At 63.5% G+C, this 12,899-nt stretch carries 13 protein-coding genes; 4 read left to right on the top strand and 9 right to left on the bottom strand.

Features of this window, described 5'->3' with window-relative positions; all coding sequences use genetic code 11:
• Positions 1-47: 47 nt before the first annotated feature.
• Complete coding sequence (locus JGU71_RS15165) at positions 48-1,004, top strand: alpha/beta fold hydrolase (RefSeq protein WP_199704982.1); 957 nt, start codon at positions 48-50, stop codon at positions 1,002-1,004.
• 10 nt (positions 1,005-1,014) lie between these two features.
• On the opposite strand, the gene JGU71_RS15160 is transcribed toward JGU71_RS15165, so the two are convergent.
• Positions 1,015-1,515 (bottom strand): anthrone oxygenase family protein, encoded by a 501-nt coding sequence (locus tag JGU71_RS15160; protein WP_199704981.1) that lies wholly within the window; start codon positions 1,513-1,515, stop codon positions 1,015-1,017.
• A gap of 4 nt (positions 1,516-1,519) precedes the next feature.
• Positions 1,520-2,383 (bottom strand): NAD(P)H-binding protein, encoded by an 864-nt coding sequence (locus tag JGU71_RS15155; RefSeq protein WP_199704980.1) that lies wholly within the window; start codon positions 2,381-2,383, stop codon positions 1,520-1,522.
• A gap of 119 nt (positions 2,384-2,502) precedes the next feature.
• Here JGU71_RS15155 and JGU71_RS15150 point away from each other — a divergent pair, with 119 nt between their 5' ends.
• Entirely contained in the window at positions 2,503-3,429 is a 927-nt protein-coding gene (locus JGU71_RS15150) for an AraC family transcriptional regulator (RefSeq protein WP_199704979.1), read from the top strand.
• A 12-nt stretch (positions 3,430-3,441) separates the two neighbouring features.
• On the opposite strand, the gene JGU71_RS15145 is transcribed toward JGU71_RS15150, so the two are convergent.
• Both JGU71_RS15145 and JGU71_RS15140 read right to left on the bottom strand, forming a co-directional pair.
• Positions 3,442-4,065: an FHA domain-containing protein gene (locus JGU71_RS15145; protein WP_199704978.1), complete on the bottom strand. Its 624-nt coding sequence runs from the start codon at positions 4,063-4,065 to the stop codon at positions 3,442-3,444.
• 79 nt (positions 4,066-4,144) lie between these two features.
• A complete protein-coding gene (locus tag JGU71_RS15140; protein ID WP_199704974.1) occupies positions 4,145-4,486 on the bottom strand; it encodes a chorismate mutase in 342 nt (113 codons plus the stop codon).
• 194 nt (positions 4,487-4,680) lie between these two features.
• On the opposite strand from JGU71_RS15140, the gene JGU71_RS15135 reads away from it, so the two are divergent.
• Positions 4,681-7,692 carry a serine/threonine-protein kinase gene (locus tag JGU71_RS15135; RefSeq protein WP_199705320.1) on the top strand — a complete coding sequence of 1,004 codons (3,012 nt, stop codon included), beginning with the start codon at positions 4,681-4,683 and terminating at the stop codon, positions 7,690-7,692.
• Positions 7,693-7,759: 67 nt separating this feature from the next.
• Here JGU71_RS15135 and JGU71_RS15130 read toward each other — a convergent pair whose 3' ends face one another.
• The 3 genes from JGU71_RS15130 to JGU71_RS15120 all read right to left on the bottom strand — a co-directional run bounded on the left by JGU71_RS15130 (position 7,760) and on the right by JGU71_RS15120 (position 10,440).
• Positions 7,760-8,116 carry a histone-like nucleoid-structuring protein Lsr2 gene (locus JGU71_RS15130; RefSeq protein WP_199704972.1) on the bottom strand — a complete coding sequence of 119 codons (357 nt, stop codon included), beginning with the start codon at positions 8,114-8,116 and terminating at the stop codon, positions 7,760-7,762.
• A gap of 149 nt (positions 8,117-8,265) precedes the next feature.
• The gene (gene lysS / locus JGU71_RS15125) at positions 8,266-9,777 is read right to left on the bottom strand and encodes a lysine--tRNA ligase (RefSeq protein WP_199704970.1); all 1,512 of its coding nucleotides are present in this window, start codon (positions 9,775-9,777) and stop codon (positions 8,266-8,268) included.
• A gap of 21 nt (positions 9,778-9,798) precedes the next feature.
• Positions 9,799-10,440, bottom strand: coding sequence for a TetR/AcrR family transcriptional regulator (locus tag JGU71_RS15120; protein WP_199704968.1), 642 nt, complete (start codon positions 10,438-10,440; stop codon positions 9,799-9,801).
• An 83-nt stretch (positions 10,441-10,523) separates the two neighbouring features.
• On the opposite strand from JGU71_RS15120, the gene JGU71_RS15115 reads away from it, so the two are divergent.
• Positions 10,524-11,687 (top strand): epoxide hydrolase family protein, encoded by a 1,164-nt coding sequence (locus tag JGU71_RS15115; protein WP_199704966.1) that lies wholly within the window; start codon positions 10,524-10,526, stop codon positions 11,685-11,687.
• A 31-nt stretch (positions 11,688-11,718) separates the two neighbouring features.
• Here the strand turns inward: JGU71_RS15115 and JGU71_RS15110 are convergent, their stop codons facing one another.
• Together JGU71_RS15110 and JGU71_RS15105 are read right to left on the bottom strand one after the other, a co-directional pair.
• A complete protein-coding gene (locus tag JGU71_RS15110; protein ID WP_199704965.1) occupies positions 11,719-12,168 on the bottom strand; it encodes a rhodanese-like domain-containing protein in 450 nt (149 codons plus the stop codon).
• A gap of 2 nt (positions 12,169-12,170) precedes the next feature.
• Complete coding sequence (locus JGU71_RS15105) at positions 12,171-12,776, bottom strand: cysteine dioxygenase (RefSeq protein ID WP_199704963.1); 606 nt, start codon at positions 12,774-12,776, stop codon at positions 12,171-12,173.
• Positions 12,777-12,899 lie beyond the last annotated feature (123 nt).

Raw genomic sequence — 12,899 nt, 5'->3', positions numbered from 1 at the left:
TGAGTCCTATCGCACCCAGTCCAGTACACGAACTCACGGAGCCCACCATGTCGATCACGAGCACAATCGCCGAAGCGGTGGAACGTCGTGCCATGGTGACAACAGCTGACGGTGTACTGCTCTCGGTTCGCGAAATCGGATCCGTCGACGCGGCACTGACCGTGGTCTTCCTGCACGGGCACTGCTTGCGGACCGAGTCGTGGACCTACGTCCGCGCAACACTGCGGAATCAGTTTCCCGATGCCCGCATCGTTTCCTACGATCACCGCGGTCACGGCGACTCCGCCGAAGCTCCCGCCGGGACGTACACGATCACTCAGCTCGCTCACGATCTGCATTCGGTCCTCGACGCCGTCGCTCCGACCGGCCCGGTCGTGCTGGTCGGACATTCGATGGGTGGGATGACAGCACTGACCTACGCGGGTCTGTTTCCGCACGAGATCGGCAACCGCATCGCAGGTGTCGCGCTGATCGCCACCGCGGCGAGCGGCCTTGCCGAAGCCGGCTTCGGTCGCGTGCTCCGCAACCCCATCGTCTCGGTCTTCCAGGCTGCCGTCCGCCGTTCACCTGTGACGATGCAGAAGGCCAAGCGCTTCGGCTGCAAGGTGTTCGCGCCGGTCGTCCGTTCCGCCGAGTTCGGTACCCGCAAGGTCAATCCCCGTGTCCTCGCTCTTGCGAACGCGATGCACAACGCGACCCCGATCGTCACGATGGCAACCTTCCTCAGCTCGTTCATGACTTACGACGAGACGGAATCGCTCGATCTGCTCTCCGCGATTCCGACACTCGTGCTGTGCGGATCCGCTGATTTGATGACGCCGCCGTCGCATTCGATCTCGATGGCCGCTCATGTCGAGTACTCGGATCTGGTGATCGTCGAAGGCGCCGGCCACTCGGTGATTCTCGAGCAGCCGGCGCTGGTTTCCGATTCGATCGTTCGTTTGCTTGCACGTGTCGGCGGCACGACCTCGAACGAGATCTCCGGGCTCGCCCTGGTGGCCTGAACGGAACTGCCTACACGGATTTACGGCCGAGCAGAACCAGCGCCCAGGCCAAGGTTCCGAAGGCTGCCGTGTGCGCAACAGCTCGCACGATGTTCCAGTTGACCCAGGAGGAGTAGAAGTCCGCCCATGCTGCGGCTGGATCACCGAGCCTGCTCGGATCCCCCACCGCGTCGAGTTGGTCGTTGAGCGGAACGTTCAGGGCGATCGTGATGATCGTGGCAACGATATTGAGGACCGCAGCTGCCGCGACCCAGGCGAGCAGAGATCTGGTGTCCTTGCCGAGTACCAAGGCAACCGCTCCGACGGTGGCGAGCGGTGCGCCGAGGAAGGTCAGCATGAACATCGGATTCACGATCACGCTGTTGATCCGCTGCATGACGTCAACCGCCGCACGGTTGTCGACCTGGTTCAGCGCGGGCATCACCGAGGTCGCGTAGGCGTAGTACACGCCGGCAAGCAAGCCGGAGGTCAGCGTTGCCACGATCAAGGTGAGGGTGCGAATCGTCTGCATGGCGTTACTCTCCCTGCTCGGTCACGGCGGCCCAGATGCCTGTCGCCGCAGCGTCTGCGACGAAGACCTTGAAGTCGCGTGGCTCTCGACCGAGTGCTCGCTGCACGCCGTCGGCAAGCGAGGCGTTCCTGCCGTCGAGGACGTGGGTGAAGAGGTAGATCAGCAGACCGATTACCTCCTCGGGCGCACCCTGCTCGGCGAGACCCGCGGCGAACTCCTCAGCGGTGATGGAAACGAAGGCGATCTCGCGACCTGTTGCCGAGGCGATCTCGGCAACAGCATCGGCGAAGGTGAGCAACCGCGGACCCGTCAACTCGTACAACTCACCCACATGCCGGTCGTCGGTCAGTGCTGCGACGGCAACGTCGGCTATGTCGTCCGCGTCGACGAACGGCTCGGCGACCGAACCGACCGGCAATGCGACCTCGCCTGCCTGGATCGGCTCCAAGAAGTACGACTCGTTGAAGTTCTGCGCGAACCACGTCGCCCTGATGATCGTCCATTCGAGGCCGGCGGCCTGGACGACCCGTTCGCACGCCTCGGCATCTTCCTCACCCCGGCCGGAGAGCAGGACCAACCGCTGCACTCCCCGTGCGACAGCCAGCTCGGTGAAGGTCTGGATGTCGGCGATCGATCCCGGCGCTGCGAGATCGGGGAAGTAGGTGACGTAGGCCGCGTCGACGTCGGCGAGCGCGGCGCCCCAGGTCTCGCGGTCCGCCCAGTCGAAGGGAACGTCCGACGAGCGTGCGCCGTGGCGGACGTTGTAGCCGAGGTCGCTCAATCGCTCTGCGACGCGACGGCCGGTCTTGCCGGTGCTGCCGACTACCAAGATCGTGGAATTCGTATCGATCGTCCTGTTGATTGTCATTGTTTCGAGCCTTTCGGGTTGGTGTGTCCTTCGTTGTGCCTCCAATTACAGTTCGGCTAGGCGAGACGATCCATCGCTCAGACTCTCGTTTCCATGTTCGATCGTCTACGATCGACGGCGTGGATGTGCTTGCGAGCCTGCTCGAAGGCCCCCGCGCTCGCGGGGCGTTTCTGATGCGTTCGATCCTGGATCCGCCGTGGTCGTTGCGTGTGCAGGACGAAGCGCCACTCACCCTCGCCGTGGTGCTGCGCGGTGACGCGTGGATATGTCAGGACGACGGGAGCACAACCCAACTCGCCGCAGGCGACATAGCGATCTGCCGTGGCCCGGAGGCCTATACGGTCGCCGACGATCCTGCTACCGAACCGCAGATCATCATCGCGCCGGGCCAGGTCACGATGACGCCGGACGGTGAAATACTTTGCGAAACATTAAGTTTGGGCATCCGCAGCTGGGGAACCAATCCGGCAGGCGAAGACATGATCGTGACCGGAACCTACGAGATGGCCGGAGCGGTCAGCCAGCGACTACTGCGCTCACTGCCTCCGCTCACGGTCCTGCGAAACGGCGAATTGAGCGGTCCCCTACTGCAATTGCTCGAACTCGAGATCGGCAGAGACGAACCCGCACAAGGTGTTGTGCTCGATCGACTGCTCGATCTGCTGCTCATTGCAGCACTGCGAGCCTGGTTTGCGCGCGAGGATGCACCCGCCTGGTACCACGCCTACGCGGACCCATTGATAGGCAAGGCACTTCGGCTGATGCAGAACAATCCGGCGCACGGCTGGACAGTGGCGAATCTCGCGGCCGAAGTGGGTGCGTCCCGCGCCGCGCTCGCCAAACGCTTCACCGAACTTGTCGGCGAATCACCCATGGCTTTCCTCACCGAATGGCGTCTCGCGCTCGCTGCGGACATCCTCCGCGAATCGGATGCGACCATCGAAACCGTTGCCCGACAAGTGGGTTACGGCAGCGCCTTCGCGCTGAGTACGGCCTTCAAGCGTGAACACGGGGTAAGTCCACGCGAACACCGACTCGGCGCGTGACGACGATCCACGCTAGAGATCGCGTTCGGAGATGACACCGCTCTGCAATGCGAGTTCGGCCAACCGGACCCGCTTCTGATTCTGCGGTAGATCCTCGACCCCGAACTTCGCGAACAGCGCGCGTAGATGGGTTTTGATCGCGTCGACGCTCAGATACAGCTCGGCCGCGATCTGCTGATTCGACGCCGGGCTCGCAAATGCTGCGCTGTGTTTGTACGGCCTGCACAGTGCGACCAACACCGAGCGCTGTGTCTCGGTCAGCGAACGCAACGTCGGGACCGCGCTCGACGACACCCGCGTCACATCGTCGACCCCTGCGCCGAATTCGTGGAAGGTCAGCAGCGCGCCGCCGATGCGAATGCGATCACCTGCACGCAACCGGCGCCGACCGGCCAGCCGCTCGCCGTTGACGAAAGTGCCGTTGCGCGAGAGACCGTCGTCCAGGATCGTCCAGTGCGTTCCCATCCACTCGATCGCGGCATGCAGGCGCGATACCTCGTCGTCCCACGTCAAGGGAACGTCCGCCTGAGGTGACCGTCCAAGGGTCACCCGAGGGCTCTCGGGTGACAAAACCAGCTCCTGCTGGCGTCCTACTTCGTCTGCATATCGCAGGCACGGCCCGTCAAGTACCGACACATCGACCTCTGTTCACGGGTCAATCGTGCCGCTTACCTCTGTTTACAGCAAGATCGTCGATGAACGTGTCGCGCTCGAACTACTTTCCGCGGCCGGGAAGACCGGTGCGGCCAAGGCGGATCAGCAGCATTCCGAGGCTGACGCCGTCGCGTCCGAGCTGTGCTTCGAAACGGCGCAGCACACCCATTTCGGCATGTCGGGTCACTTCAGGCAGCCCCGCACCCACTCGGGCCAGGCCGGCACGCCGAGTGATCTCGACGCGCCGGCGGACGAGAGCCACGATCTGTGCGTCCAGGTGGTCGATTTCTTCCCGCATCATCAGCTGGTCGAGTTCGTCGGAGAGGCTCTCCAGCGCATCGATCGGGGCCGCATCGATCTCGTCGATCTTGGCCTCGAACGGGGCATGCGTGGTGATTGTCATTTCCGGAACTCCTTGCATTCGGCGGTGTGGTCCGTCTCTGTTGGACAACTAGATCCTTTCGTGACCGACCGACTACCGGAAGTCACCCTAGGAGGGGCAAATCCGCACCCCCTGCGAGCCGGTTGCGCCCTCACAATGGATTCACACAGAACTCACGAGTCCACCACCCGAGAACCGCTACGAGAGGCAAGACACTGACCGGCTACGAGGGCGATCCGAGTCATCCCGCTGACCCGAGCCTTCAATCCGAGCTGGCCGCAGCCGGTTTCGAAGGCGCAACAGAGGTCGGCCGCGGTGGTTTCGGTGTCGTGTACCGCTGCTGGCAACCCGCGCTCGGCCGCACCGTGGCGATCAAGCTGCTGTCGTCGGACCTCGACAGGGAGAACCGCGAGCGATTTCTGCGCGAAGGTTATGCGATGGGCCGACTTTCGGGCCATCCGAACATCGTGAACATCCTGCAGCTCGGTGTCACGGCAACGGGCCGTCCGTACATCGTGATGCCCTATCTCGCAAAGGATTCCCTTGCCACCCGCGTCCGCCGCGACGGCAACTTCGAGTGGCCTGACGCCGTCCGGATCGGCGTCAAACTCGCCGGCGCGCTCCAGACCGCCCACGAGGGCGGAACCCTGCATCGCGATGTCAAGCCGGCGAACGTACTTGTCGGTGATTACGGTGAACCACAGTTGACCGACTTCGGAATCGCCCGCATCGCAGGCGGATTCGAGACTGCCACGGGCGCGTTCACCGGCTCGCTCGCCTACACCGCGCCCGAGGTACTCAAGGGCAGGCCACCTACGATCGCCGCCGATATCTACGGGCTCGGTGCGACGATCTTCGCGTTGATCGCGGGCCGCGCGGCCTACGAACGCAAAACCGACGAAGAGTTGATTGCTCAGTTCCTGCGAATCAGCACGACGCCGATACCGGACCTACGACCCAACGGGGTTCCCGACGACGTCTGCCGCGCAATCGAGCGGGCGATGGCGGACGACCCGGCAGGTCGATGGCAGACGTCCGCCGATTTCGGCAACGCACTACGCGAGGCGCAGCAGCAGCACGGCCTCAAGGTCGAGGCGATGGCGCTGCCATCCGGTGACGACGAGGTGACCGAATATTTCACTGCGCCGCCTACCGGACACTCCGGACCGAGCCATCGATCAGGTCCGCACTATCAGCCGGTGCTGCCCTACGACGCTGCCTTCGGGCAGCCGTCCGGACCCTCGACTCAGCACGCGGTACCCGCTGCGGCATCGGGCCCTCACCATCGGGCCCCCAATCCCGTTGGTGCCGAGCGCAAACGGCGCGGCCTGGCATTCGCGGTCGCTGCCGTTGCCGCCTTGGTCGTCGCCGCGTCGGTCGGTGGAGTCGTGCTCGCCCGCAACGACTCGACCGGTTCGCCGATAGCGTCGAGCGCGTCCTCGGCACCGTCGACGGTTGCCGCAGCCGTGCCGCTGGAATGGCGATCGCTCAAAGACGCGAAACTCGCTCGTCAACAGTCCGCGACGGTCGTCGACGACGGCACGATCTGGGTCTTCGGCGGTCTCGACAACAACGGGTCGACCGCCGCGGTCCAGGGTTACGACCCGGCGATCGACACCTGGAAGTCCGGACCCGATCTGCCCCTCGCACTCAATCACCCCATGGCAGTCGCCTACCGGGGCGAGCTGATCGTCATAGGCGGTTGGGAGCCGAGCGGCGCCGATCTCACCGCGAAGACGTCGGATCGGGTGTTCGCACTTCGCAACGGCGCCTGGGTCGACATCGCGAAGCTTGCCCGACCGCGCGCTGCCGGCGCCGCGGTTGTGGTCGACGACAAGATCGTCGTCGTCGGCGGCCAGTGGGAAGACCAGCAGCTGTCGACCACAACCGAGATCTTCGACGGCACGGCCTGGCGTGTTGCCCCCGGCGTCATCACACCGCGTGAGCATCTCGCTGCGACAACGGACGGTAAGTCGGTCTTTGCGGTCGGCGGCAGAGACCTGTCGGCCGACAAGAACTCCGGAGCGATGGAGGCGTACGACCTGACCTCGGAGGTGTGGACCTCGCTTCCCGCCATGCCGACGCCGCGCGGCGGACTCGGCGCGGTGTACGTCGACGGCCGCATCATGACGGTCGGCGGCGAGGAACCGACCCGGGTGCTCGGCACAGTCGAGTCCTACGACATCGTGTCCCGATCGTGGTCCGCGCTTCCGCCGATGCACACACCACGGCACGGTCTGGCGGTTGCAGCGGTAGGCAATTGGATCTACGCGATCGGCGGTGCGAGCAAGCCGACACATGCGGCGTCGATCGCGACGACCGAGGCGCTCGCATTGCCTGCACGTTCGGCACAACCGGCCGAAGCGTGGCGGCAACTCGATGATGCGCGCCTTGCCAGGCAGCAGTCGGCCACGGCCATGTCCGACGGCACCATCTGGGTGTTCGGCGGTCTCGACAACGAGGGCTCGACAGGAAAGGTGCAGGGCTACGACCCGGCGATCGACACGTGGAAGTCCGGTCCCGACCTACCTATCGCGCTCAATCACCCGATGGCCGTCGACTACAGGGGTGAACTTGTCGTCATCGGCGGCTGGGAACCGCAGGGCCACGACCTGACCGCGACGACCTCGGACCGGGTGTTCGTTCTCCGCGACGGCGCCTGGGTCGAACTGCCGAGGTTGCCGGAACCACGCGCAGCAGGAGCGGCCGCTGTCGTCGGTGATCAGATCATCGTCACGGGAGGTCAGGCGAACAGCACGCTCTCCACGACAACCGCCGTATTCGACGGCACTGCGTGGCGCGATGCCCCCGGCGCTCCTACGGCACGCGAGCATCTCGCGGCGGCTACCGACGGAACCTACCTCTATGCACTCGGTGGACGAGATTTGTCGTCGGACAAGAACACGGGCGCAGTGGAGCGGTACGACCCGGCTACCCGGACCTGGACGACGCTGGCGGCCATGCCGACCCCGCGTGGCGGGCTAGGAGCGGTGTACGTCGACGGACGCATCGTTGCCGTCGGCGGTGAGGAACCGACGCGGGTGCTCGGCACCGTCGAGGCATTCGATGTGGCAACGGGGACCTGGGCAACGTTCCCCGCACTGCATACGGCACGACACGGTCTTGCGGTCGCGGCGGTAGGTAATACGGTCTATGCGATCGGTGGTGGAACGAAACCGACGCACGCACAATCGACCGCTGCGACGGAAGCGTTGGATTTCTCGTAGAAAACACAGCTCGGGCCGAGTCGATACCCAAGATCGACTCGGCCCGAGGTGGGAGTTTCGAGTGGTGCTACTTCTTCGCCTTGTTGTAGGCGTCGGTGATTTCTGCGGAGATGCGGCCGCGGGCAGATACCTTATGTCCGTTTCGGCGAGCCCATTCACGAATTGCTGCGCTTTGTTCGCGGTCGACGGAAACGCGGCTCTTTGTGCCGCTGGCCACAATCGCAGGCTTGGGGGTCCGGCGACGGCCGCTCACCTTGCGCGCACTCGAAACCCACAGGTCGAGTTGTGAACGCAGTTTGGCTGCGTTTGTCGACGACAGGTCGATCTCGTAGGAGACGCCGTCGATACCGAACTCAACGGTCTCATCCGCCGACGCTTCGCCGTCCACGTCGTCGATGAGCGTGACAGTGACCTTCTTAGCCATGGGGTGACTTTCCTCTCGAATGGAGTGGCCTCCATTGCAGGCCTACTACTCGCGCCTAGAGTACCCCTATTGCGAGATATTCCACGACAAAGATAATGCGAATGCAATAAAGACCACTCGCTTGCGGTCGAAAGACTCCGCAAAGGCGGCTAGCGCGCGGTCGGCCGCACAATTGGGAACAAGATGGTTTCTCTGATTCCGTGTCCGGTCAGCGCCATCAGCAACCTGTCGATTCCCATACCCGTTCCGGTCGTAGGCGGCATTCCGTGCTCCATTGCAGCGAGGAACTCTTCGTCGAGAACCATAGCCTCGTCGTCACCCGCCGACGCCAGGCGAGCCTGATCGACGAAACGCTCGCGCTGCACCACGGGATCGACCAATTCCGAATAGCCCGTTGCCAATTCGAAACCGCGAACATAAAGGTCCCACTTCTCGGTGACACCGGGAACGGATCGGTGCGCACGAGTCAGCGGTGACGTTTCCACAGGGAAATCGCGAACGAAAGTAGGGGCGTGCAACTTGTCGCCGTACTGGTGTTCCCACAACTCTTCGACAAGTTTGCCGTGGCCGTACCCCTTGCCTTCGGGAATCTCCAGTCCGACGCGCTCGGCAAGTTCGAGCAATTCTGTGACGCTGGTATCAGGGGTGACCTCGACTCCGATGCTTTCGGACAACGACGGATACATCTGCACCGTCGTCCACTCGCCCGACAGATCGTATTCGGTGCCGTCGGCGAGAGTGACGACCTGAGTTCCGAGCGCCTCCTGAGCAACTTCCTGTATCAATTCCCTGATCATCTTCGCGGAATCGTCGTAGGTTCCGTAGGCCTCGTAGGTTTCCAGCATCGCGAATTCCGGAGAATGCGTCGCGTCGGAACCTTCGTTTCGGAAGTTCCGATTGATCTCGAAGACCTTCTCTATGCCACCGACCACACACCGCTTGAGAAATAGCTCGGGCGCGATCCGCAGGAACAAGTCGATGTCGAGTGCGTTCGAATGCGTTACGAACGGACGGGCCGCCGCACCGCCGTGCAGTGTTTGCAGCATCGGTGTCTCGACTTCGAGAAAACCACGTGCCTCCAGTGCATTTCGGAGCGCACGCACAACAGCAATCCGCTTGCGCGCCATTTCGCGCGCCTGCGGACGAACGATCAAGTCGACATAGCGTTGCCGGACCCGCGATTCTTCGTTCATTTCCTTGTGCGCGACCGGGAGTGGTCGTAGCGATTTCGCTGCCATCTCCCACGAATCGGCTAGAACGCTCAATTCGCCACGCCGCGAACTGATTACCTCGCCACGAACGAATACGAAATCACCGAGGTCGACGTCGGACTTCCAGTCCGCCAACGATTCTGCGCCTACACCGGCGAGGCTGATCATGGCCTGCAGTTGCGTCCCGTCGCCTTCCTGCAAAGTGGCGAAGCAGAGCTTTCCGGTGTTGCGCAGGAAGATGATTCGGCCCGCAACGCCAACGGTTTGCCCCGTTGCGATGTCGACGGCCAAGTCCGGGTACAGCGCGCGAACTTCGGCAAGCGTATGGGTACGAGCAACCGAGACCGGATACGCCTCACGGCCCTGCTCGAGCAGTCGGTCGCGCTTGGCCTGACGCACCCTGATCTGCTCGGGGGTGTCGTCGACGGGCGGCGTATTCGTATCACTCACGACCACGCAGCCTATCGGTAGTCACTCCCGTACCCAGCGGGCGGTTTGCTCCTCCCAGGTCGGCGGGGTCCCCGGCAGTTCGTCGCCACCGGTGTTCCGCAGTCCGTCGATGATCACGGCCAGTTGCCGCGTGCGTAGCTCGGCGGTCCGGGCGCTGTCGCCGAGTGCGCTTTTCGCGATTAGCTCGAGCAGGTAGGACACGTCCAGATACGTGACGCCCGATCGCAATTGTCCTGTCGCCTGGGCTCGCTCGAACAATTCGACGCCGAGAGCCAACATTCGTTCTGCTTTGTCCAGCTGTTCGGCTGTCGGAGTGAAGGTGCCTGCCAGCCTGACGGTCAGTGAGTGCGTATCGGCCTCGACGATGCGGCGCAGGAAGTCGACGTAGGCATCCCAGGGGTCCGCGTCGCTGCTCAGAGCACGTTCCACCTCTTCGAGGTACTTGTCTTGCCCGCGGGAGCACAGGGTGGCGAGGAGGTCCTCCTTGCCTGCATAGCGGTTGTACAGCGCACCGATTCCGACGCCTGCGCGCTTCGCGACAGCCGACATCGGTGCCGACGGATCCGTCACGAACACTTCTCGCGCTGCGTCCAGAATCGTCGCGTCGTTGCGTTCGGCCTCGGCGAACCGGCCGCGCCGAGAGTGCGATGTCTGCTCTGACATTCCTCGACCTTACCCCTTGAACGGAATGATCCGTTCAGTTATTCTTGAACGGAATGATCCGTTCAATTCAGGGGAGCAGCACAATGACAGAGTCCAGCGCGCAGATCCGTCCGTTCCGAGTCGAGATCGCGGAAGCGGCGATCCAGGATCTGAAGGCCCGTATCGCCAACACCCGTTGGCCCGAGCAACTCCCCGGCGCCGAGTGGGAACGTGGCGTTCCCGTCTCCTACCTGAAGGAACTTGCGGCCTACTGGGGTAACGAATTCGATTGGCGCGCAGCGGAAGAGCGACTCAACCAGCATGCGCAATACCTGACCGAGATCGACGGGCAGACCATCCATTTCTTCCACGTCCGCTCCCCCGAGCCCAATGCGACGCCGCTGGTACTCCTGCACGGGTGGCCGGGATCGGTGGTCGAATTCCTCAATGTCATCGGTCCGCTCAGCGATCCTCGTGCGCACGGATTGGACCCCGACCAGGCCTTCCACCTCGTCATTCCCTCGATGGCCGGCTTCGGCTTCTCGACTCCCCTCTCCGACAGCGGCTGGGGCAGCATGCGCAACGCCAAGGCCTTCACACAGCTCATGAGCATGCTCGGCTACGAAAAATACGGCGTTCAAGGTGGCGACTACGGCGCCTTCGTCGCGCCCGATATGGGTCGTGTCGCACCCGACCGTGTGATCGGCGTGCACGTCAACGCGGCGACGTTCGGCTTCATCCCCCTCGGCCCGGTGTCGGACGACGACCTAGCGGACATGACGGCGACCGAGCGTGAACGAATCGCACGCCTCGGCCATTGGACGGCCGAGCAGGACGGCTACTTCAAGATTCAAGCAACGCGGCCTCAAACGGTCGGGTACGGACTCGCCGACTCCCCCACCGGTCAGCTCGCGTGGATCGTCGAGAAGTTCAAGGAATGGACCAACAGCACCAAAGCGCTTCCCGAGGACGCTGTTTCGCGCGACGAGATTCTCGCCGACGTGTCGGTGTACTGGTTCACAGGCACCGCGACGTCGTCGGCGAACATGTACTACGAGAGCACACACGGCGGCGAATGGCCGGTCCCGTCGAACGTTCCGACCGGCGTTGCCGCATTCGCCGAAGACGTCTCCATCCGCCGTTACGCCGAGGAAGGGCACAACATCGTGCACTGGAGCGACTTCGAGGTCGGCGGGCACTTCGCCGCGCTCGAAACTCCGGACCTACTGGTAGGCGATATCCGTGAGTTCTTCGCCGCACTCGGCTGAAACCGCTCCACCGCCCGGGCGTCCGGGGCCGTCAGCTTGCGACGACGGTCTCGGACACCCGGTCGAAATGGGCTGCACCCGAAGCGACTTGAAGTAGGCCTGCCGCTTGGATCGCCTTGTAGCCACCGACCAGATCTGTCGCCCTGTGTAGGCCGAGCTGCTGCAGGGCAGCCGCCGCCAGGCTCGACGTGTACCCCTCCGAGCACACCACGATCCATTCGACGTCGTGATCGACCGCCAACGCGATCCGAGCCGAACTGGTTGGATCGCAACGCCATTCGAGCACATTGCGCTCGATGGCCAGTGCGCCGGGAAGCGCGCCTTCACGGACCCGCTGCGCCTGCGGTCGAATATCGACCAGAATCGCGCCGCGCGCAACCGCCTCGGGTAGCTCGAATGCGTAGATGCGGGTGAGCTGCTCACGCGCCTGCTCCAGCATCTCGTCGATCGAAAGTCGTTGTTCTGCAAGCTTTCGTGTCATCGCTACAGATCTCCCTCTGGCATGTCGGTGAGCTTGGTCCGAGTGCGACGCAATCGCTGCCCGTCGGCAACTTCGTAGTAGGACATCGCAGTCAGCGGTGGCGAATAGGCGTGGACGCTGAGCGTCGGTTCGGAAACGTCGGAACCACCTGGCACATCAGGAGCACGCATCACGTCGTGCACCCACCCGATCGGGAACGAGGCCTGGTCGCCTGCGCTCAGGGTCCGGCGTCGCAGTTCCGCACCGGTCCAACGGTATTCGGACAACGCACCACTGAGAACGGTCAGTGCGCCGAGGGAGCCCGCGTGATCGTGCAGTTCGGTCGATTGGTCGGGAACCCAGCTGATCAGCCACACGTCGACGTCGTCGTCGGAGCTGAGGCGAACTGCCCAGCGATTGCCCGTCGGCCACTGCCCACCCGATGGCAGCAGGTGGTCGTAGTGCCCGTTGAGGACGTCGACAGCGCCTTCGTCGGTGAGCCGCAGCAGGTCGGCCGGGCGCAGGCGAGTGGGAAGCGCCGAAGCGATAACGCGATCGGAGACGTCGCGGGAGGCGTGCGGTGCGGGACGAGCAGATACACGTGTTTCCACAGAAGATGCGGAGAGCATGAGGTTTCTCCAGGAAGTGTTAGTTGGTCAAGGCAGAGGTCAGCCTCGACAACACTCCTGGGCACTCATGCGGGTAATCACCAGAAAAGTGTAGCACCTACGGTCACAAACCTGAGCGGGAGA

The sequence above is a fragment of the Antrihabitans stalagmiti genome (assembly GCF_016482825.1).
Lineage (GTDB): Bacteria > Actinomycetota > Actinomycetes > Mycobacteriales > Mycobacteriaceae > Antrihabitans > Antrihabitans stalagmiti.
The sequence above is the reverse complement of the archived record's forward strand: the minus strand, read 5'-3'. Positions and strand labels throughout refer to the sequence as shown.